This is a genomic window from Streptomyces sp. NPDC111507 (assembly GCF_055638955.1).
Genome location: NZ_JBVKBU010000005.1, coordinates 393,464 through 413,350, shown reverse-complemented (window position 1 = coordinate 413,350; position 19,887 = coordinate 393,464). Strand labels below are relative to the sequence as shown.

General features: G+C 71.9%; 20 protein-coding genes and 1 pseudogene. 19 read left to right on the top strand and 2 right to left on the bottom strand.

From position 1 onward, the window contains the following. Positions 1-125: 125 nt before the first annotated feature. The 16 genes and pseudogenes from ACZ7M2_RS23080 to hypE all read left to right on the top strand — a co-directional run. Positions 126-263, top strand: a pseudogene (locus ACZ7M2_RS23080) (hypothetical protein); the annotation flags it as partial. A 226-nt stretch (positions 264-489) separates the two neighbouring features. Beyond that, entirely contained in the window at positions 490-2,301 is a 1,812-nt protein-coding gene (locus tag ACZ7M2_RS23075; protein ID WP_471596835.1) for an enoyl-CoA hydratase-related protein, read from the top strand. A gap of 49 nt (positions 2,302-2,350) precedes the next feature. Beyond that, entirely contained in the window at positions 2,351-3,439 is a 1,089-nt protein-coding gene (locus tag ACZ7M2_RS23070; protein WP_403698903.1) for an NADH-quinone oxidoreductase subunit B family protein, read from the top strand. An 83-nt stretch (positions 3,440-3,522) separates the two neighbouring features. Next, on the top strand, positions 3,523-5,307 hold the full coding sequence (locus ACZ7M2_RS23065; protein WP_352045042.1) for a nickel-dependent hydrogenase large subunit: 1,785 nt from the start codon (positions 3,523-3,525) through the stop codon (positions 5,305-5,307). Continuing rightward, positions 5,304-5,915 (top strand): hypothetical protein, encoded by a 612-nt coding sequence (locus tag ACZ7M2_RS23060; protein WP_471596834.1) that lies wholly within the window; start codon positions 5,304-5,306, stop codon positions 5,913-5,915. Before ACZ7M2_RS23065 ends, ACZ7M2_RS23060 begins: the two co-directional genes overlap by 4 nt. After that, on the top strand, positions 5,912-6,568 hold the full coding sequence (locus tag ACZ7M2_RS23055) for a DUF5947 family protein (RefSeq protein ID WP_403698898.1): 657 nt from the start codon (positions 5,912-5,914) through the stop codon (positions 6,566-6,568). Before ACZ7M2_RS23060 ends, ACZ7M2_RS23055 begins: the two co-directional genes overlap by 4 nt. Further along, positions 6,565-7,263 (top strand): DUF6084 family protein, encoded by a 699-nt coding sequence (locus tag ACZ7M2_RS23050; protein WP_471596833.1) that lies wholly within the window; start codon positions 6,565-6,567, stop codon positions 7,261-7,263. Before ACZ7M2_RS23055 ends, ACZ7M2_RS23050 begins: the two co-directional genes overlap by 4 nt. After that, a complete protein-coding gene (locus ACZ7M2_RS23045) occupies positions 7,260-8,702 on the top strand; it encodes a hypothetical protein (RefSeq protein ID WP_471596832.1) in 1,443 nt (480 codons plus the stop codon). The genes ACZ7M2_RS23050 and ACZ7M2_RS23045 overlap by 4 nt, the downstream gene beginning before the upstream one ends. Beyond that, positions 8,699-9,259: a hydrogenase maturation protease gene (locus ACZ7M2_RS23040; RefSeq protein ID WP_471596831.1), complete on the top strand. Its 561-nt coding sequence runs from the start codon at positions 8,699-8,701 to the stop codon at positions 9,257-9,259. Before ACZ7M2_RS23045 ends, ACZ7M2_RS23040 begins: the two co-directional genes overlap by 4 nt. 11 nt (positions 9,260-9,270) lie before the next feature. Further along, entirely contained in the window at positions 9,271-9,375 is a 105-nt protein-coding gene (locus ACZ7M2_RS23035) for a DUF6893 family small protein (protein WP_371643157.1), read from the top strand. 192 nt (positions 9,376-9,567) lie between these two features. After that, positions 9,568-9,963, top strand: a complete 396-nt coding sequence (gene hypA / locus ACZ7M2_RS23030) for a hydrogenase maturation nickel metallochaperone HypA (RefSeq protein ID WP_067360395.1) — start codon at positions 9,568-9,570, stop codon at positions 9,961-9,963. 3 nt (positions 9,964-9,966) lie between these two features. Then, entirely contained in the window at positions 9,967-10,737 is a 771-nt protein-coding gene (gene hypB / locus ACZ7M2_RS23025) for a hydrogenase nickel incorporation protein HypB (RefSeq protein WP_471596830.1), read from the top strand. After that, entirely contained in the window at positions 10,734-13,283 is a 2,550-nt protein-coding gene (gene hypF, locus ACZ7M2_RS23020; RefSeq protein ID WP_471596829.1) for a carbamoyltransferase HypF, read from the top strand. The genes hypB and hypF overlap by 4 nt, the downstream gene beginning before the upstream one ends. A 20-nt stretch (positions 13,284-13,303) precedes the next feature. Continuing rightward, positions 13,304-13,612 carry a HypC/HybG/HupF family hydrogenase formation chaperone gene (locus ACZ7M2_RS23015; protein WP_101402468.1) on the top strand — a complete coding sequence of 103 codons (309 nt, stop codon included), beginning with the start codon at positions 13,304-13,306 and terminating at the stop codon, positions 13,610-13,612. Then, the gene (gene hypD / locus ACZ7M2_RS23010; RefSeq protein ID WP_471596828.1) at positions 13,609-14,733 is read left to right on the top strand and encodes a hydrogenase formation protein HypD; all 1,125 of its coding nucleotides are present in this window, start codon (positions 13,609-13,611) and stop codon (positions 14,731-14,733) included. Before ACZ7M2_RS23015 ends, hypD begins: the two co-directional genes overlap by 4 nt. Continuing rightward, the gene (gene hypE, locus ACZ7M2_RS23005) at positions 14,726-15,814 is read left to right on the top strand and encodes a hydrogenase expression/formation protein HypE (protein ID WP_471596827.1); all 1,089 of its coding nucleotides are present in this window, start codon (positions 14,726-14,728) and stop codon (positions 15,812-15,814) included. The genes hypD and hypE overlap by 8 nt, the downstream gene beginning before the upstream one ends. A gap of 127 nt (positions 15,815-15,941) precedes the next feature. On the opposite strand, the gene ACZ7M2_RS23000 is transcribed toward hypE, so the two are convergent. Next, positions 15,942-16,736 (bottom strand): COG4705 family protein, encoded by a 795-nt coding sequence (locus ACZ7M2_RS23000; RefSeq protein WP_352045051.1) that lies wholly within the window; start codon positions 16,734-16,736, stop codon positions 15,942-15,944. 258 nt (positions 16,737-16,994) lie between these two features. On the opposite strand from ACZ7M2_RS23000, the gene ACZ7M2_RS22995 reads away from it, so the two are divergent. Together ACZ7M2_RS22995 and ACZ7M2_RS22990 are read left to right on the top strand one after the other, a co-directional pair. Beyond that, the gene (locus ACZ7M2_RS22995; RefSeq protein WP_471596826.1) at positions 16,995-17,531 is read left to right on the top strand and encodes a VOC family protein; all 537 of its coding nucleotides are present in this window, start codon (positions 16,995-16,997) and stop codon (positions 17,529-17,531) included. Further along, the gene (locus ACZ7M2_RS22990; RefSeq protein WP_471596825.1) at positions 17,528-18,364 is read left to right on the top strand and encodes an SDR family oxidoreductase; all 837 of its coding nucleotides are present in this window, start codon (positions 17,528-17,530) and stop codon (positions 18,362-18,364) included. The genes ACZ7M2_RS22995 and ACZ7M2_RS22990 overlap by 4 nt, the downstream gene beginning before the upstream one ends. Before the next feature lie 49 nt (positions 18,365-18,413). Here the strand turns inward: ACZ7M2_RS22990 and ACZ7M2_RS22985 are convergent, their stop codons facing one another. Next, positions 18,414-19,400, bottom strand: a complete 987-nt coding sequence (locus ACZ7M2_RS22985; RefSeq protein WP_471596824.1) for an LLM class flavin-dependent oxidoreductase — start codon at positions 19,398-19,400, stop codon at positions 18,414-18,416. Positions 19,401-19,467: 67 nt separating this feature from the next. Between ACZ7M2_RS22985 and ACZ7M2_RS22980 the strand changes: the two genes are divergently transcribed. Beyond that, a complete protein-coding gene (locus ACZ7M2_RS22980; RefSeq protein ID WP_471596823.1) occupies positions 19,468-19,779 on the top strand; it encodes a DUF1330 domain-containing protein in 312 nt (103 codons plus the stop codon). Positions 19,780-19,887 lie beyond the last annotated feature (108 nt).

Below are 19,887 nucleotides of genomic sequence, written 5' to 3'. Positions count from 1 at the left end.
GGGATCACCGCGTACTACATCACCCGGCCCGCGACCGGGGCGGCCTCACCGTCGACGAAGCGGGCGGGGAACCCCTCGGCGACACCACGCGGCTGCGTCTCGGTCTCGACGGATCCGCCCCGCGCTTGCGCTACGACACGGGCCCCGGCCGGCGTCCCCTCGGCCGGACACTCGACGCGACCGTGCTCTGTGACGAACACGCCGAGGAGATGGAGGGCGACCGGATCCGCGCCCTCGGGTTCACCGGCGTCTTCGTCGGACTCCGGGCCTGGCACCTGACCGGGGCCGGTCTACCCGCCGACTTCGACGAGGCGACGTACCGCACTCAGGGCCTGTCGTCCGGATCAGGACCGGGCCGCCGGGTGGCGGGTAGGCGTCCGCTTTCGGGTGACCCCTCAGCCTGTCGTCGGGGGCCGGCGGTCCGGCGTGTCCGAGCATCGCAGTCGACCGGGGCGTCGCCGCCCGCATCGTCCGCCGCCGGAGCTCGCCGTGCACATCCTGCTCGTGGCCAGCGCGTTCAACAGCCTCACCCAGCGCGTCCACGTCGAACTGCGCGACCGCGGGCACACGGTCGCGGTGGAACTCGCGCTGCCCGAGCGCCCGTTGGCCGAGGCTGTCCGACGGCACGCGCCGGACCTCGTGCTCGCGCCGATGCTGAAGACGGCGATCCCCCACGAGGTGTGGGCCGCGTACCCGTGTTTCATCGTCCACCCGGGGCCCTTCGGGGACCGGGGGCCGTCCTCGCTGGACTGGGCGATCCAGCGGGGCGCCGACCGGTGGGGGGTGACGGTCCTTCAGGCGGTCGAGGACATGGATGCCGGGGACGTCTGGGCCTCGGTCGACTGCGTGGTGCCGCCGGTGGGCAAGAGCGACCTGTACCGGGGCGAGATCGCCGACGCCGCGCTCACGGCCGTCCTGCTCGCCGTGGAACGCTTCGCCGGCGGGACCCACACCCCGCGCCCACAGGGCCCGGCCCACGCCGAATACACCCCGGTGCGCATCCGCCCGTACCTCGACCAGAGCGTCCGGCGGATCGACTGGGACGCCGACTCCACGGCGACCGTCCTGCGCAAGCTGCGCGCGGCGGACTCGCAGCCCGGCGTGCTGGACGTGCTGTGCGGCGCCGAGTGGTACCTGCACGGCGGCCACTTCGAGGGCGGCCTGGGCGGCGCCCCGGGGGAGTTGCTGGCCACCCGGGCCGGCGCGATCTGCCGGGCCACGACGGACGGCGCCGTGTGGATCCCCGAGCTGCGGCGCAGGCGGGCTCCCGGACAGCCGCCCACGTACAAGCTGCCCGCCGTGCAGGCCCTCGGCGACCGGCTGCCGTCCCTGCCGGAGCTCGCCGCACCGGACTGCGCGGACCCGCGCCGGAACACCTGGACGGACATCGGGTACCGGGAGGAGGGGAGCGTCGGAGTCCTCTCGTTCTCGTTCCCCGGCGGCGCGATGAGCACCACGCAGTGCCGACGCCTGCTCGACGCCTACCGACAGGCGTGCGCGCGGCCCACCTCGGTGCTGGTGCTGGGCGGGCAGCGGGACTTCTTCTCCAACGGGATCCACCTCAACGTCATCGAGGCCGCAGAGGACCCCGCCGCCGAGTCCTGGGCCAACATCAACGCCATCGACGACCTCGTCGAGGCGGTGCTGACCACCACGGACCGCCTCGTGGTCGCCGCGGTCGCGGGCAACGCCGCGGCGGGCGGGATGATGCTCACCCTCGCAGCCGACGAGGTCTGGTGCCGCGCCGGCGCCGTACTCAACCCGCACTACCGGCTCATGGGCCTGTACGGCTCGGAGTACTGGACGTACACCCTGCCGCGCCGCGTGGGTGCGGCGACGGCCGAGCGGCTGCTGGGCGAGGCCCTGCCGATGAGCGCGGCGAGCGCCCGCGACCTCGGGCTCGTCGACCGGGTGGTCGACTGCGGCCCCGGGGACTTCGCCGCCGAGGTCGGCCGCCTCGCGGCCCGGCTGGCGGCGCTGCCGGGATCACCGTCCCGGATCGCCGCGAAGAAGGCCGAACTGGAACGCCAGGAGTGCGGCGAGCCCCTGGCCGCCTTCCGGGAGCGGGAGCTGAGCAGGATGCGCCGCACCTTCGACGACCCGGACGCCTCCTACCACGCACTGCGCCGCGCGTTCGTCCACAAGCGACGACCGGAGTCCACCCCGCCGCACCTCGGCCTCGCGGTGACCACCGCCACCAGGACGGCGGCGGGAGCGGACCGGTCCACGAGGGCGCGTGTCACTGGAACGGCCCTGGATGACCTCTCGCGTCGGCCGGAGGGCTGGTACCAAGAGAGCTGATGGTCGAAATATAAGCTTTTGTCCCTCACCTCCCCGAGGAGGCGGTCCCATGACAGCGGCGACACCCAGTACGGCCGGCGCGACGAACGCCGGTGGTGCGCCCGCCGACGAGACGCCCACGATCCACGTCCTCTGGATCAATGCCGGGCTGAGCTGCGACGGCGACTCCGTCGCGCTGACGGCGGCCATGCAGCCGAGCATCGAACAGATCGCGCTCAGCGATCTGCCGGGTCTGCCCAAGATCGCCGTCCACTGGCCCCTCATCGACTTCGAATGCGGTCCGGTCGGCGGCGCGGACACGTTCATCGAGTGGTTCTTCAAGGGGGAGCGGGGCGAGATCGATCCGTTCGTGCTGGTCGTCGAGGGGTCCATCCCCAACGAGTCGATCAAGCCCGAGGGCTACTGGTGCGGCTTCGGCGACAACCCTGAAACGGGCCAGCCGATCACGACCAGCGAGTGGATCGACCGGCTCGCGCCCAAGGCGCTCGCCGTCGTGGCGATCGGCACCTGTGCCACGTACGGCGGCATCCACGCCATGGCGGGCAACCCGACCGGCGCGATGGGTGTGCCCGACTACCTCGGCTGGGACTGGAAGTCGCACGCGGGCATCCCCATCGTGTGCGTCCCGGGCTGCCCCATCCAACCCGACAACTTCGCCGAGACGCTGACCTACCTGCTCTACCAGGCGGCCGGCTCGGCCCCGATGATCCCGCTCGACGACAAGCTGCGCCCGTCCTGGCTGTTCGGCGCCACCGTGCACGAGGGCTGCGACCGCGCGGGCTACTACGAGCAGGGTGAGTTCGCGACGACCTACGACTCGCCCAAGTGCCTGGTGAAGCTGGGCTGTTGGGGACCGGTCGTCAAGTGCAACGTGCCCAAGCGGGGCTGGATGAACGGCATCGGTGGCTGTCCGAATGTCGGCGGCATCTGCATCGCCTGCACCATGCCCGGGTTCCCCGACAAGTTCATGCCGTTCATGGACGAACCTCCGGGCGCGAAGTTGTCCTCCAAGGCCAGCGGCGCCTACGGCGCGGTGGTCCGCAGACTCAGGTCGCTCACGATCAACACCGTGGACAAGGAGCCGAAGTGGCGCCACACGGGAGACAAGATCACCACCGGATACCGGCCGCCGTGGTGACCCCCCGCCCCACCTGAGACGCAGCTCCACCACCCCGTCCACACCCTCCCGGACCACCCGCGAAGAAGGGCACGACACACACGATGGCACCGAAGACGAAGCCGGCCGGCGACGGTAGCGGCCTGATGGAGATGGCCTGGGACCCGATCACGAGGATCGTGGGCAGCCTGGGCATCCACACGAAGATCGACTTCAAGCAGAAGCGGGTCGCGGAGTGCTACAGCACCTCGTCCGTCTTCCGCGGCTACAGCGTCTTCATGCGCGGCAAGGACCCCCGCGACGCGCACTTCATCACCAGCCGCATCTGCGGGATCTGCGGGGACAACCACGCCACCTGCTCGGTGTACGCGCAGAACATGGCGTACGGCGTGAAGCCCCCGCACCTCGGTGAGTGGATCATCAACCTCGGCGAGTCCGCCGAGTACATGTTCGACCACAACATCTTCCAGGAGAACCTGGTCGGGGTCGACTACTGCGAGAAGATGGTCAAGGAGACCAACCCGGGAGTCCTCGAACTCGCCGAGCGCACCGAGGCGCCGCACGCCGCCGAGCACGGCTACCGCACGATCGCCGACATCATGCGGTCCCTGAACCCCCTCGAAGGCGAGTTCTACCGCGAGGCGCTCCAGGTGAGCCGCTACACCCGGGAGATGTTCTGCCTCATGGAGGGCCGCCATGTGCACCCCTCCACGCTCTACCCGGGCGGCGTCGGCACCATCGCCTCCGTCCAGCTCTTCACGGACTACCTCAGCCGTCTGATGCGCTACGTGGAGTTCATGAAGCGGGTCGTCCCCCTCCACGACGACCTGTTCGACTTCTTCTACGAGGCTCTGCCCGGGTACGAGGAAGTGGGACGCCGACGGGTGCTGCTCGGCTGCTGGGGCGCGCTCAACGATCCCGAGTACTGCGACTTCACCTACGCCAACATGACGGACTGGGGCCGGCGGATGTTCGTCACCCCCGGGGTGATCGTCGACGGCAAGCTCGTCACCAACGACCTCACCAAGATCAACCTCGGTATCCGCATCCTGCTGGGCAGTTCGTACTACGAGGACTGGGAGGGCCAGGAGCAGTTCGTCACCCACGACCCGCTCGGCAACCCGGTCGACCCGCGCCACCCGTGGAACCAGCACACCATCCCCGCCCCGCAGAAGCGGAACTTCGACGACAAGTACAGCTGGGTCATGTCGCCGCGCTGGTTCGACGGCAAGGACCACCTCGCCCTCGACACCGGCGGCGGCCCCATCGCCCGTCTGTGGTCCACCGCCCTGTCCGGCCTCGTCGACACGGGCTATGTGAAGGCGACCGGCCACAGCGTGGTCATCAACCTGCCGCGCACCATGACCAAGCCGGAGACCACCTTCGAGTGGAAGATCCCGCGCTGGAGCAACGCGCTGGAACGCAACCGCGCGCGCACCTACTTCCAGGCCTACACCGCCGCCGTCGCCCTGCACTTCGCGGAGAAGGCGCTGGAGGAGGTCCGCGCCGGACGCACCCAGACCTGGGAGAAGTTCGAGGTGCCCGACGAGAGCATCGGCGTCGGCTTCACCGAGGCGGTCCGCGGTGTCCTCTCCCACCACATGGTGATCCGCGACGGCAAGATCGCCAACTACCACCCGTACCCGCCGACCCCGTGGAATGCCAGCACCCGGGACACCTACGGCACGCCCGGCCCGTACGAGGACGCCGTGCAGAACACGCCGATCTTCGAGGAGAACTCCCCGGAGAACTTCAAGGGCATCGACATCATGCGTGCCGTCCGCAGCTTCGACCCCTGTCTGCCGTGCGGCGTGCACATGTACGTCGGTGGCGGCAAGACCGTCCAGAAGATGCACATGCCCACCGGCCTGAGCGGACTGGGCGGATGAGCGCGGGCACAACCATCGACGCGGCCAAGGCGGCACCGGCGGTCGACGCGGTGCGCACCGGGCAGCGGATCGAGGACGTACTCGACCGGCTCGCCACCACCGGTGACCCGGCCACCCGCGCGGCGGCCGAGGAACTCGTCCAGGCCCTCATGGACTTCTACGGTGCGGGCCTGGCCCGGATGCTCCATCTGCTGTCCACGCCCGTGGGCCGCAGAACCCCCGGTGACCCCCTGGCGGGCCTGCTCGGTGACGAACTGGTCGCGAGCCTCCTCGTCCTGCACGACCTGCACCCCGAGGACCGGACGACCCGCATCACCCGCGCGCTCGACAGCATCCGCGACCACGAACTGGACGTCGTGGACTTCGACGAGGAGACGGGCACCCTCCGGCTGCGGGCGGCCGGAGGCGGCGGATGCGGCTGCGCGGCGAGCGGTACGACGGCCCAGCAGGCGGCCGAGGACGCGCTGGCCTGCTTCGCGCCGGAGGTCACCGCGGTCGAGCTACAGGCCGCCGGCCGCTCGGGGGAGCCCACGCTGCTCCAGATCGGCACCGGCCCCGGAACCCGCGCCGCCGCCACCGCAGGCCCGGCCCCGGCGAAGGCTCCATGAACGCGCCCCCGGCTTCCCGGCCGGCCACGCGCGACTTCGGGCTGCGCAGGTTCCTGACCGGACGTGAACCGCGGCCGGAGCGGTGCGGACTGTGCGCGGTGGCGGTGGACGAGGAACGCCACCGCCACCTGGTGGACACCGAGCAGCGGGCCATCGTCTGCGCCTGTACGTCCTGCGCCCTGCTGATGGAACAGCCGGGCGCCGCACGCGGCCGATTCCGCGCGGTTCCGGACCGCTTCCTCACCGACCCGGACCACCACCTCGACGAGGGTGCCTGGGAGGCGCTGCAGATCCCGGTCGGCGTCGCCTTCTTCTTCCGCAACGCCGCGCTCGACCGGCTGGTGGCCCTCTATCCGAGCCCGGCCGGGGCCACCGAGAGCGAACTCGATCCGGCGACGTGGAGCGCCGTCCTCGGCGACAGCCGCCTCGCCGAACTGCTCGAACCCGATGTGGAGGCGCTGCTGCTGCGCCGCCACGAGGGCCGCTGCGAGTGCTATCTCGTGCCCGTTGACATCTGCTACGAACTGGTCGGCCGGATGCGCCTGTTGTGGCAGGGCTTCGACGGCGGCGCCGAGGCCCGCGCCGCCCTCGACACCTTCTTCGCACACGTCGGACGACGCGCCCGCGCCGTACGCGAGGAGGGCCCGGCGTGACGGAATTCGCCTTCACCTGCACCGGCGTGCGCGCGGACCGGTTCGCCGCCGGACCGACCCTGGTCTTCCGGCTGCGCATCACCGCGACCGGCGACGAACCGGTCCACGCCATGGCGCTGCGCTGCCAGATCCGTATCGAGCCCGCCAAGCGAGGCTACGAGACCGCGGAGGCCGAGGGGCTCGCCGATCTCTTCGGCGAGCGCTCGCGCTGGGGCAGCACCCTCCAGCCGGTGCAGTTCGCCCAGGTCTCCGTCATGGTCCCCGCCTTCACCGCGGAGGCCGAGACGGACCTCGTCGTGCCGTGCACCTACGACATGGACATCGCCGCGACCCGCTACTTCGACGCGCTGACCAACGGTGAGGTGCCGCTGTTGATGCTGTTCTCCGGCACGGCGTTCACCGGAGCCGGCGGCTTCCGCGTCGAACCCGTCCCGTGGGACCGGGAGGCGGTCTTCCGGATGCCGGTGGCCACCTGGCGGGAGATGGTCGAACAGCACTTCCCCGGCTGCGGCTGGATCCGGCTGCCCCGCGACACCATGGACGCCCTGCTCGCCTTCCGCTCCCGACGGGCCCTGCCCTCCTGGGAGGCGACCGTGCGGGCCCTGCTCGACGAGAGCGGCGGGGCGGCTCCCGCACCACCCCGCAGATTCAGTCTCACCGGCATCACCAGCACCACCGGAAGGACCGCTCCGTGAGCGTGACCACGTTCGCCCCGGAGACCGAGGCCCGCCTCGCCGTCGCCCGGCAGGTGGCCGACGCCGTCCTCTTCGAGGGCTACGTGCTCTACCCCTACCGTGCCTCCGCGGCCAAGAACCGGCTGCGCTGGCAGTTCGGCGTGCTCGTCCCGCCCGCCTGGGGCGCGGACTGCGAGGAGCACGAATTCCAGCACACCGAATGCCTGATGGAACCCAAGGCGGACGCCACCCTCGCTGTCGAGCTGCGCTTCCTGCGCGCCCGGCGCCGTACGGTCCAGCAGGCGCGCCCGGACGGCGGCTTCGAGACGGTTCCCGAACTCCGGCTCGGCGACCGGACACTGGTCCCCTGGGACGAGGGAACGGAGGAGCGCGTCGAAGCCTTCGTGCCCGTCGACGAACTCCTGGGCGACGGCGTGCGGGTCCCCTTCGACCGCCCCGCGGGTGAGGACACCGAGCCCGTCCTCGACGAGAGCGGTCGCGTCGTCGGCCGGACGGTCCGCCGCTACGAGGAGACGAGCGGCGTACTCCGGTTGTCCGCGAGCGAACTCGACGGGCCCTACCGTGTGCTGCGGCTGACCGCGATCGTCGAGAACACCAGCACCTGGACACCCCCGGACGGCACCGCGGCCGACCGGGACGCGGCCCTCCCGCGCTCCCTGGTCGCCACCCACCTCCTCATGGGGCTCGGCGCGGGGTCGTTCCTGTCGATGACGGATCCCCCCGAGTGGGCGAAGGGCGCGGTCGCGTCCTGCCGCAATCTGCACACCTGGCCGGTCCTCGCCGGTGAACCCGGGCGCCGCGACGTGGTGCTGTCCTCGCCGATCATCCTGGAGGACCACCCGGCGATCGCCCCGGAGAGCCCCGGGGCCCTGTACGACGCCACCGAGATCGACGAGATCCTCGCCCTGCGCACCGCCGCGCTCACCGACGAGGAAAAGCGCGAGGCCCGGGGCACCGACGACCGGGCGGCCGCGGTGATCGACCTGGCGGACACCATGCCGCCCGAGGTCCTGGAGCGCCTGCACGGGGCGGTGCGCAGTCTGCGCGAGGTGACGGGAGCGGGCGCGGGAAGGGGGTCGGCTCCGGCCGTGGACGGCTTCCCCGACGAGTTCGGCGTGCCGCGTCCCGACACCCCGTGGTGGGACCCGGCGAACGACGCCGGTTTCGACCCCGGGCAGGACCGGATCGTCGTCGACGGCCGTTCGCTGGGTGCGGGAAGCAGGGTGCTGCTGCGGCCCGGGCTGCGCCGCACCGACGCACAGGACCTGTTCCTGGCGGGCCGTACGGCGAAGGTCGAGGCCGTGCTGCACGACGTGGACGGCGGAGTGCACCTGGCGGTGACGGTCGAGGACGATCCGGGCGCCGACATCCGCCGCGAACAGGGCCGTTTCCTCTACTTCCAGCCCGACGAGGTCGAACCGCTGGAGGACGAGACATGAGCCCACCCTCGGACCCACCCCGCCAGGAGCGCGGCAAGGTCCTCGTCGCCGGGATCGGGAACATCTTCCTCGGGGACGACGGCTTCGGCGTGGAAACCGTGCGCGCGCTCGCTGGGCGGCAACTGCCCCCGCACGTCGAGGCCGTGGACATCGGCGTACGGGGCGTGCACCTCGCGTACCAGGTCCTCGACGGTTACGACACCCTGATCCTGGTGGACGCCACCGCGCGCGGCGAGCGCGCCGGCACCCTGTACGTCATCGAACACGACAGCGCCGACGCGGGCGAGCCGCACGGCGTCCCGCTCGACGGCCATCGGATGACCCCCGACACGGTGCTCGCACTGCTGGGGACCCTCTGCGCCGGAACGGGCGGGCAGCCGCCGCACCGCACGCTGGTCGTGGGATGCGAACCCGCGTCCGTCGAGGAGGGCATCGGGCTCAGCCCGCCGGTGTCGGCCGCCGTGCCGGAGGCCGTCCGGCTGATCGAAGAGTTGCTGCGGGCCGACGAACCGGGAGAGTCCGCGCCGCGGGCCACGGTCGGCGAAGCCGCGAAGTGAGGAGAGAAGCCATGATCAAGACCCTCGTCGGCGGCGTGCTGGCCGCCGCTGTCACCGCCGTCCTCGTGCAGATCCTGCCCGACCTCAGACGCTACCTGCGGATCCGGAGCATGTGAGCCGACACCCGCCGCTCGTACGCCCTCTGCCGTCTTCTGCCGCGCTCCTGCCGTCTTCTGCCGTGCCGCGCCGTGCCGTTGCGGCGAACGGCGTACGCGGCCGGCCGACGACGGCGTGCCGGTCCGCCGCCCTCGGACGCCTCCCCTCTAATGAGGGGCGGCGGACGCCCTGCCCGAGACGGAGACCGGTCGATGCACGAGATGTCCCTCGCGATGGCGGTGATCGGCCAGGTGGAAGAGGCGGCGCAGCGGGCCGGCGACGTCACGGCCGTGCGCTCGGTGCGGCTTCAGGTGGGCGAGCTCGCCGGTGTCGTACCCGACGCCCTCTCCTTCTGCTTCGAACTGGCCTGCGCCGGAACCGTGCTGGAAGGCGCCGAACTGGTCACCGAAGCCGTGCCGGGACGGGCCCGCTGCGCACCTTGCGCGCACGAATGGGCCGTCGGCATGCCGCCCGCGCTGACCTGCCCGCGGTGCGGCGGAGCCACCACAGAGCTGCTGGCGGGCCGGGAACTCCAGATCCTCAGCGTGCAGTGGGAGGACGGCCCGACGCACGCCCACCCCCGCGAACCGATCTCCGAGGAGCGCTGAACCATGTGCCGTGTGGTCGACCTGCAGCAAGCCGTCCTGGCCAAGAACGACGAGACCGCGCACGCCCTGCGCGCCGGCCTCGCGGCCCGCGGCACCACGGTCGTCAACCTGCTCTCCAGCCCCGGCAGCGGCAAGACCGCCCTGCTGGAACGGGAACTGGGGCTCGCGCGCGAGCGGTCCGTGCCGGTCGCGGCGCTCACCGCCGACCTCGCCACCGAGAACGACGCGGAGCGGCTGGCCCGCTCGGGTGTCCCGGTCAAGCAGGTACTCACCGACGGGCTGTGCCATCTGGAGGCCGGGATGCTCGGCCGCCACCTGGAGGGCTGGCTGCCCGACGACATCCGGCTGCTGTTCGTCGAGAACGTCGGCAACCTCGTCTGCCCGGCCTCCTACGACCTCGGGGAGACCCTGAGAGTGGCGCTCGCCTCCGTGACCGAGGGCGAGGACAAGCCGCTCAAGTACCCGACCGCCTTCGGCCTCGCCCACTTGGTGGTGGTCACCAAGACCGACATCGCCGAGGCCGTCGAGTTCGACGAGGCGGAGTTCCGCGCGAACGTCGAGCGGGTCAACCCCGGAGTGGACGTGCTGCTGACCTCGGCCCGCCGCAGCCGGGGCGTCGGCGCCCTGCTCGACCGGGCGCTGGCGGCCGCGGACGGCGTCCCGCTCCATGAGCCCGTCATGGCACGCCGGCCCGACGGCGCCTCACCCACCCACCGACATCACGGCCACGAGCACCCGCACGGCACCGGCGCCATGGCGCACTCCCACTCGTGAGCGGTCCGCTCTCCCCGGCCGCCGTCGCCGACGGGACACCGCTGCGCCGACGGGTCACCGTACGGGGTGTGGTGCAGGGCGTCGGCTTCCGCCCGTACGTCTACACCCTCGCCACCGGCCTCGAACTGTCCGGCCATGTCACCAACACCCCCGAGGGCGTCATCGCGGAGGTCGAGGGCGCCCCCTCGGCCGTCGCCCGCTTCTGCGACCGCATCGCCGTCCAGGCACCGCCGCTGGCCCGCGTGGACTCCGTGCACCACGACGACGTACCCGTCACCGGTGACGCCGCGTTCACCATCCTCGCCTCCCGTACGGGCGGCCCTGCGGGCACCCTGATCCCGCCGGACACGGCCACCTGCGCCGACTGCCTGCGCGAACTCGCCGACCCCGCCGACCGGCGCCACCGCCACCCCTTCATCAATTGCACGCACTGCGGCCCCCGGTTCACCATCGTCACCGGCCTGCCCTACGACCGCTCCCACACCACCATGGCCGGCTTCCCGATGTGCGCCGACTGCGCCCGCGAGTACGCGGATCCGGCCGACCGCCGCTTCCACGCGCAACCCGTCGCCTGCCCGGCCTGCGGCCCGCGACTGCGGCTGCTCGTCCCACGACCGGGCGTGAGCGGGCCACCGGAGCCCGTCGCCGGAGCGGACCCGGTCGCCGAGGCCCGCCGGCTCCTGGCGGACGGCGCGATCCTCGCGGTCAAGGGCCTCGGCGGCTACCACCTGGCCTGCGACGCCACGAACCCCGAAGCCGTCGCCCTGCTGCGCCGCCGCAAGGCCCGAGGGGACAAACCCTTCGCCGTCATGGCCCGGAGCCTCGACGACCTCTGGCACCTCGTAAGGATCGGCGCCGAGGAGCGGAGCCTGCTCGACGGCGCCACCCGACCCATCGTGCTGCTGCGCCGCCGTAGGAAGGTACCCGTGGCGGGGGCACCACGGCCCGCCGACTCCGTCGCGCCCGGCAGCCCCGACCTCGGCGTCATGCTGCCGTACACCCCCCTGCACCACCTGCTGTTCGGACTGCCCGGCGACCCCGATGGGCCCTCGTTGCTCGTCATGACCAGCGGCAACGTGTCCGGTGAGCCGATCGTCACCGACGACGGGGAGGCGCTGGAGCGGCTGGCGCGGCTGGCCGACGGCTGGCTCACCCACGACCGTCCGATCCATGTGCCGTGCGACGACTCCGTGGTGCGCGTGTGCGACGGCGCGTTGTTGCCGCTGCGTCGTGCCCGCGGCTATGCGCCCCTGCCGCTGACCCTGCCGGTCCCGGTGCGTCCGGCCCTCGCCGTCGGCGGAGACCTCAAGAACGTGCTCTGCCTCGGCGAGGGCCGCCGGGCCTGGCTGTCCGCGCACATCGGCGACATGGGCGATCTCGCCACCCAGCACGCCTTCGAACGCGCCGTTGCCCAACTGGAGTCCATCACCCCCGTACGTCCCGAACTGCTCGCGGTGGACCGGCACCCCGCATACCGTTCGGCGCGCTGGGCCGACCGGAACGCGTCGGGTCGGCCCGTCGTACGCGTCCAGCACCATCACGCCCATGTCGCCGCCGCGATGGCCGAACACGGGCTGGACGGCAGCCGGCCGGTGATCGGGGTCGCCTTCGACGGCACGGGTTACGGCGACGACGGGGCGGTGTGGGGCGGGGAGATCCTGCTCGCCGACTACGACGGCTTCACCCGGTTCGGGCACCTCGCGTATGTGCCGCTGCCCGGCGGTGACGCGGCGGTGCGACGGCCGTACCGGATGGCGCTCGCGCATCTGCGTGCGGCGGGGATCGACTGGTCGGAGGAGCTGGCCTGCGTGAGCGCCTGTCCGCGCGACGAACGGCGCGTGCTGGAGCGGCAGTTGGAGCGCGACCTGAACTGTGTCCCCACCTCCAGCATGGGCCGCCTCTTCGACGCGGTGTCCTCCCTCGTGGGCGTGTGCCATGCGGTCGGCTATGAGGCCCAGGCCGCGATGGAGCTTGAGGCCGCAGCGCTGGAGGCCCCCGCCGGGGACCGTGTCGCGTACGCGTTCGCCCTACGACCGGCAGGACCGACCGAAGGCGCCCCGGCCGGTGCTCCCCGTCCGGGCGGCGGTGCGCCATGGGTGGCGGCCCGGTCCGCGTCGGACTGCCGTTCGACGCCCGTGGACATGGGCTCCGCGCCCGGCGGCGGCAGTCGCGCACCCGGTGTGCGCGGCCGGATGGATCAGGGCCCCGTCCTCGCGGATCCCGCACCTGTGCTCGCGGCGATCGTCGAGGACCTGCGGTCGGGGGCCGGACCGGCCGTCGTCGCGGCGCGCTTCCACCGGGCCGTCGCCGGTCTCGTGCACCGCGTCTGTGTGCTGGCGCGCGAACAGCACGCGGTGGAGACGGTGGCCCTGACCGGTGGGGTGTTCGCCAACTCGCTGCTGTCCTCCGCCTGTGCGGCGGCCCTGGGCGCGGACGGTTTCACGGTCCTGCGCCACCGCCTGGTCCCGCCGGGCGACGGCGGTCTGGCCCTCGGGCAGCTCGTGGTGGCCGCGCGCGCCGAGGACCGTACCCGAGCCAACGACTGACCAAGAGCGAGGAGAGGCTCATGTGCCTGGCGGTACCCGGCAGAGTGCTGGACATCGAGGAACGGGACGGCACCCGGATGGCCAACGTCGACTTCGGCGGTGTGGTCAAGGAGGTGTGCCTGGAGTACCTGCCCGACCTCCAGGTCGGCGAGTACGCCATCGTGCACGTCGGATTCGCCCTTCAGCGCCTCGACGAGGAGTCGGCGAAGCAGACGCTCGAACTGTTCGCCACCCTCGGCCTGCTGCAGGCGGAGTTCGGCGACCCCTGGGAGATGGCCGCGGAGGCGGGCGAGGCCCTGCCGTCCGCGGGAGAGGAGGCGCGCAAGTGAAGTACATCGACGAGTTCCAGGACCCCGACCTGGCACGTCGGCTGCTCGACGACATCCACTCCACGGTGACCAGGCCATGGGCGCTGATGGAGGTCTGCGGCGGACAGACGCACACCATCATCCGCCACGGAATCGACCAACTCCTGCCGGACCAGGTCGAGTTGATCCATGGGCCGGGGTGTCCCGTGTGTGTGACCCCGTTGGAGGTCATCGACAAGGCGCTGGAGATCGCCTCCCGGCCCGGGGTGATCTTCTGTTCCTTCGGCGACATGCTCAGGGTGCCCGGCACGGGACGGGACCTGTTCCAGGTGCGGGGCGCGGGCGGCGACGTACGGGTCGTGTACTCCCCGCTCGACGCCCTGCGGATCGCCCAGCAGAACCCCGACCGCGAGGTCGTCTTCTTCGGCATCGGTTTCGAGACGACCGCGCCGCCCAACGCGATGACGGTGTATCAGGCCCGCAAGCTCGGCATCCCGAACTTCAGCCTGCTGGTGTCCCACGTCCGCGTACCGCCCGCCATCGAGGCGATCATGCAGTCACCGACCTGCCGCGTCCAGGGCTTTCTGGCGGCCGGGCACGTGTGCAGCGTGATGGGGGTGGGGGAGTACCCGGAACTGGCGGAGCGCTTCCGGGTCCCGATCGTCGTGACCGGATTCGAACCCCTGGACATCCTCGAAGGCGTACGCCGGACCGTGGCGCAGCTGGAGCGCGGCGAACACACGGTCGACAACGCCTATCCCCGTGCCGTCCGCCCGGAAGGGAACCCGGCGGCGCGGGCCATGCTGGAGGATGTCTTCGAGGTCACCGACCGGGCCTGGCGCGGCATCGGGGTGATCCCCGACAGCGGCTGGCGGCTGTCCCAGAAGTACCGGGAGTACGACGCCGAGCACCGCTTCTCGGTCGACGGCATCCAGACCCGCGAACCGGCCGCCTGCCGCAGCGGCGAGGTCCTGCAGGGCCTGCTCAAGCCGCACGAGTGCGAGGCGTTCGGCACGCTCTGCACCCCCCGCACCCCGCTCGGCGCCACCATGGTCTCCAGCGAGGGCGCCTGCGCCGCGTACTACCTCTACCGGCGCCTGGACCTCACCCCCGCGCCCCGGGAGGCGACCCCCGTTGTCTGAGACCACCGGCACCACCGAACTCCGTACGCCCGTACTCGACCCCGCCGCCTGGACCTGCCCGGCCCCGCTGCGCGACCAGCCGCGGATCGTCATGGGTCACGGCGGAGGCGGAGCCCTGTCCGCCGAACTCGTCCAGCACGTCTTCGCGCCCGCGTTCGGCGGTGACGTGCTCGCCCAGCTGGGCGACGCCGCGGCACTGTCGCTCGGCGGTGTCCGGATGGCCTTCTCCACCGACTCCTTCGTGGTGCGGCCACTGTTCTTCCCCGGCGGCAGCATCGGTGACCTCGCCGTCAACGGCACCGTCAACGACCTCGCCATGAGCGGCGCCCGGGCCGCCTACCTCTCCTGCGGCTTCATCCTGGAGGAGGGCGTCGAGATGGAGACCGTCGCCCGCGTGGCCGCGGCACTCGGCACGGCGGCGCGGGCCGCGGGCGTCGAGGTCGCGACCGGCGACACCAAGGTGGTGGAGGCCGGTCACGGCGACGGGATCTTCATCAACACGGCCGGTGTCGGGCTCATCCCGGCGGGCGTCGACCTGCGCCCGCAGCGGGTCGTGCCCGGCGATGTCGTGATGGTCAGCGGTGCGATCGGCGTGCACGGCGTGGCGATCATGAGCGTGCGCGAGGGCCTGGAGTTCGGGGTGGAGATCGAGAGCGACTGTGCGGCGCTCGGCGGTCTGGTCGACGCCATGCTCGCCGTCACCCCGGATCTCCATGTGCTGCGCGATCCCACCCGGGGCGGGCTGGCCGCCGCCCTGAACGAGATCGCGGCGGCCTCGGGCACCGGCGTCGTCATCCGGGAGCGTGACGTCCCCGTCCCGCCGGCCGTCGCCAACGCCTGCGCCGTGCTGGGCCTCGACCCGATGTACGTGGCCAACGAGGGCAAGCTGGTGGCGTTCGTGCCCCGAGAGCATGCCGACGACGTCCTGGACGCCATGCGGGCGCATCCGCTGGGCACGGAGTCCACGATCATCGGCGAGGTCGTGGCCGCCCATCCGGGCATGGTGGTGGCCCGCACCGGGCTGGGCGGCACCCGGGTGGTCGACCTGCCGATCGGGGAACAACTGCCGAGGATCTGCTGACGCGTGGTGGGACGGCGGCGCGGGCGTCGGGTGGTGAACCGCACGTGGACGACCGCGCGCCAGTCGGTCCGCGGTCGTCCGCCACTCCGAGCGCGGACCCGCCGGTCGCCCCCGCACGGCCGCTGCCCTACGCGAGGCGCTCGGTGTCCTTGACGTCGTTGCGGGACACGGCCAGGTAGCCGACGAAGCCGATGATGGCGACGGTCCAGGACAGGGTGACCGGTCCCAGTCCGAGGTCGAGGCCGCCGCGGGCGTGGCTCAGGGCCATCCAGTCGGCGACCGAGGCGCCGAGCGGGCGGGTGAGGACGTACGCGGTCCAGAACGCGGCCACCGCGTTGAGGGCGCCCCACTTGTGCATGACGGCGGGGACGGCGATGGCGACGGCGTACAGCACGGCCGAGCCGAGGTAGCCGAGGCCGACCGTGGCGGAGAGGTCACCGGCGGCGGTGCCGAGCGCGAAGGTGGCCAGCACGGTGGCCCAGTAGAAGAGCTCGCGGCGGCGGGTGTGGATGCTGTGGATGGAGAGGGTCTTCTCGCTGGCGTACCAGACGGCGAAGACGGCTGCCAGCGCGGCCATGAAGAAGGGGGTGGAGATCGTGTACGGGACGCCCAGGCCCACGTGCAGGACGTCCGCGGCCATGGTGCCGAACACGCTGACCATCACGATCGCCGTCCAGTAGATCCAGGCGACGTAGCGACGGGCCTTGAGCTGGACGCAGAGCGCCACCACGAGGGCCAGGCCGCCGAGGCCGACGGCGGGGATCGGCCCGAGCTTCTTGGCGAGGAGGTCCGAGGCGGTCTCACCCATGCCGGTGGTCAGCACTTTGATCACCCAGAAGTAGACGGTGACTTCTGGAACCTTGCTCGCCAGATGGGTGGGGCCGGCGACGCGACGGCGGCGGGTGAGGTGCTCTGTGCTCATGCCCGCACGATGACATGGCGAACAGTGCTGGCTACAGGGGTCTTTGCCATTGCTTTGGGGCTTCTGGTGCAGGAGTTGCCAGGGCCAGCGCGCGGCCTGAACACAACCTGAACACCCACGCCGTGCCCCCCGGATCCATGGGGGTTCGGCATGCCTCCGATGGTACGAAGGAAGGTCGTCGCCGGGCCTCGCGACGGCCCCCGGTCCCTCCATTGCGCTTCCCGATCACACGTGAGAATATCATTCTCATTTCGAAGAATGAACTTCTTTACTGTGGTTGAACTCAACGACGAGGGAGACACGTTGGAAGCGACGGAGTACGGGCAGGCGGCCGTCGGCCGGGTGCTGAAGGCTCAGGACCAGTTCCATCTCGGTATCGTCGTCGAGGACTTCGAGACGACCCTGGCCGAGTTCTCTTCCCTGTTCGGGTACGAGTGGTGCGGCGAGATCAGCGGACCGGTCCCGGTCACGCTGCCGGACGGAGACGCCGTGGTCGAGCTCGGGTGCGTGTTCTCGACGACGACTCCCCGTCTCGAGATCGTCCGGCGCGTCCCGGGGACCCTGTGGGAGCCGGCGGCCGGCGGCGCCGTTCATCACGTCGGCTACTGGTCCGACGACGTCGCCGCGGACGCCGCCGAACTGGAACGCCACGGTTTCGTCCGGGAGGCGACGCGCAAGGGTGCCGACGGCGCCCCGTTCGCGTTCCTCCGCAGTCCGGCCAGCGGCTACCGCGTCGAGCTGGTGAGCCGGGTGGCACAGCAGAGCCTGGAACGGTTCTGGGGGATGAGCGCATGACGACCGTCGGGATCGTCACCGGCGCCGGCCGCGGGATGGGGCTGGCCTGCGCGCAGCGGCTCGTCGACCAGGTGGACAGGCTGCTCCTCGTCGACCGGGACGAGGCGACCGTGACCGCGGCCGCCAAGGACCTCTCCGCCACCGGGCGGGGGGCCGTCGTCGAACCGTTCCTCCTCGACATCACCGATGCCGCGGGCCTGGCCGGGCTCGCCGCACGCGTCGGCGAACTGGGCACCCTGCGCGCCGTCGCCCACGCCGCGGGCATCTCGCCCACCATGGCCGACTGGCGTCGCATCTTCACCGTCGACCTCGTCGGGACCGCCCTGCTGGCCCGCACGCTCCGCCCGCTCGCCACCGAGGGCACGGCCCTGGTGTGCTTCGCGTCGATGGCCCCGCTGCTCGGCGGCACCGATCCCGACCCGGCCGTCGACGCGGTGCTGGACGACCCGCTCGACGAACGGTTCCTCGACCGCGTCCACGAGGCCGTCGGGCCGGGCATCGAGGACACCGGTATCGCGTACGCGTGGGCCAAGCGCGGGGTGCACCGCTTCGTCCAGCGCGAGGCGGTGCGCATCGGGCCGCTCGGTGCCCGTGTCTGCTCGGTGTCCCCCGGGCTGATCGACACGCCTCAGGGGCGGCAGGAGTCCGCGAGCCATCCGGGGATGGAGCTGCTGCTGCGGCAGACCCCGCTCGGCCGGCAGGGGCGGCCCGAGGACGTCGCCGCGGCCGTCGCCTTCCTGTTGTCGTCCGAGGCCGGATTCCTCAGCGGGATCGACCTCCTCGTGGACGGCGGTGTGTGCGCCGCCGTCCGGACCCGAGCCGGCCGCACGTGAGTCCGCACGCGTGCAGGTGAGGCCCGTACGCCCCGGAGCGCCGGTGCGTTCAGCGGCCCGCCGCCGACCGCTGTCGGTGGGCGGTGGCGAAGGCGCGCAGCTCGCGGGCCACATCCGGCCCGCTCGGTGTGTAGACGACCTCGTGGAAGCCGAGGTCGGCGAGCCGCGCCAGGCTTCTGCCGACCCTGGCCGTGTCGCCGACCATCGTCTTGAGGTCGATGTGATCGAGGAGTCGGCGGTCGCGGTCGGGGAGGTGCGTGACATGGCCCTCGAAGGTGAGCAGATGGCGTTCGGCCTCGGGGGCGAGATCCTCGAGAGCCGCCCGCCAGGCCCGGCCCCCCGGCAGGGCGTCGACCGCCTGGGCGCCGCCCTTGGCGTACGCGTTGTGCCAGTCGACGACCCGCCAGGGTCCGACCGCCTCCCGGACGCGGTCCGAGTCCCGGTCCTCGCCGGGGTCGAGCACGGTGCCGGAGATGATGGTCGCGGTCGGGAGCACGGGGTGCGGAGGTCCGATGACGCCGTCGGCCACCTTCTCGGCCAGCGCGGTGCCCCGGGGGCCGAACACGCTGATCCAGAGCGGGACCTGGATCGGTCGCGAGGCAGTGAGACCGCCCGCGTGCAGCATCCGCACCGGCTTGCCGTCCGCGATCGCCGTCTCCCCGGCGAGCAGCCGGCGCAGAGCCGTCATGTAGTCGGCGAGGGCGTCCAGCGTCATCGGGCGCCGGCCCACCGCGAGCCGGGCCGTGAACCCCGTACCGAAGCAGGCCCGGAAGCGCCCGCCGGAGACACGGGCGACGGTGGCGATGCCGGAGGCCATGGTCATCACCGACCGCTGGCCGGGGATGAGGACGGCCGTGCTGAGCCCGATGCGGGTCGTCCGCCGTGCGGCGAGGGCGAGATGGACGAACGGGTCCTCCCACAGCGGCGCCGAATCGTAGATCCACACCCTGGAGTAGCCGAGGTCCTCGGCCAGTACGGCGAGGTCCGCGAAGTCCGGGCCCGGCGGGAGCCCGCAGGACAGTTCGAGATCCCGCATGACTGATCTCCCTCCCATTCTTGACTTACCGTCATCAAATTGTGCTTATCGACGTAAAGGAGAACCAATGCCCAAGGGCTATGTCATCCTCACCGAGGCCATCAAGGACGAGGCCGGAATGGAGGCCTACGGCCGGGCGTCCGCGGGATCGATCGCGCAGGGCGGAGCCGCCGTCCTGGCGGTGGACACGGAGCCCCAGGTCCTGGAGGGCGGCTGGCACGGCAACCGTACGGTCGTCCTCGAATTCGAGAGTGTGGAAGCGGCGCGTGCCTGGTACGAGTCGGACGCGTACGCGGAGGCGAAGCCGCTGCGGCTGGCCGCGGCCGACTGCAACGTCGTGATCGTCTCCGGGTTCGAGATGCCGTCGCGATCCGCGTGAAGGAGCCTTGCCGGTCGCGGGGTTGGAAAGGGGTGGGGGGAGGGAGGAGGCGGGCCACGGGGGAGGGTGGGGGGGGGGAAAACCCATCCTCCCCTCCCCCAGCTCCCC

Excerpts from the sequence above, each read along its gene's own strand:
- ACZ7M2_RS23065 (WP_352045042.1), top strand. The coding sequence starts at position 3,523 with ATGGCACCGAAGACGAAGCCGGCCGGCGACGGTAGCGGCCTGATGGAG.
- ACZ7M2_RS22995 (WP_471596826.1), top strand. The coding sequence starts at position 16,995 with ATGAACTTCTTTACTGTGGTTGAACTCAACGACGAGGGAGACACGTTG.
- ACZ7M2_RS23000 (WP_352045051.1), bottom strand. The coding sequence starts at position 16,736 with ATGAGCACAGAGCACCTCACCCGCCGCCGTCGCGTCGCCGGCCCCACC.
- ACZ7M2_RS22985 (WP_471596824.1), bottom strand. The coding sequence starts at position 19,400 with ATGCGGGATCTCGAACTGTCCTGCGGGCTCCCGCCGGGCCCGGACTTC.
- ACZ7M2_RS22990 (WP_471596825.1), top strand. The coding sequence starts at position 17,528 with ATGACGACCGTCGGGATCGTCACCGGCGCCGGCCGCGGGATGGGGCTG.
- hypB (WP_471596830.1), top strand. The coding sequence starts at position 9,967 with ATGTGCCGTGTGGTCGACCTGCAGCAAGCCGTCCTGGCCAAGAACGAC.
- ACZ7M2_RS23070 (WP_403698903.1), top strand. The coding sequence starts at position 2,351 with ATGACAGCGGCGACACCCAGTACGGCCGGCGCGACGAACGCCGGTGGT.
- ACZ7M2_RS23040 (WP_471596831.1), top strand. The coding sequence starts at position 8,699 with ATGAGCCCACCCTCGGACCCACCCCGCCAGGAGCGCGGCAAGGTCCTC.
- ACZ7M2_RS23035 (WP_371643157.1), top strand. The coding sequence starts at position 9,271 with ATGATCAAGACCCTCGTCGGCGGCGTGCTGGCCGCCGCTGTCACCGCC.
- ACZ7M2_RS23060 (WP_471596834.1), top strand. The coding sequence starts at position 5,304 with ATGAGCGCGGGCACAACCATCGACGCGGCCAAGGCGGCACCGGCGGTC.
- ACZ7M2_RS23015 (WP_101402468.1), top strand. The coding sequence starts at position 13,304 with ATGTGCCTGGCGGTACCCGGCAGAGTGCTGGACATCGAGGAACGGGAC.
- hypA (WP_067360395.1), top strand. The coding sequence starts at position 9,568 with ATGCACGAGATGTCCCTCGCGATGGCGGTGATCGGCCAGGTGGAAGAG.
- ACZ7M2_RS23055 (WP_403698898.1), top strand. The coding sequence starts at position 5,912 with ATGAACGCGCCCCCGGCTTCCCGGCCGGCCACGCGCGACTTCGGGCTG.
- ACZ7M2_RS22980 (WP_471596823.1), top strand. The coding sequence starts at position 19,468 with ATGCCCAAGGGCTATGTCATCCTCACCGAGGCCATCAAGGACGAGGCC.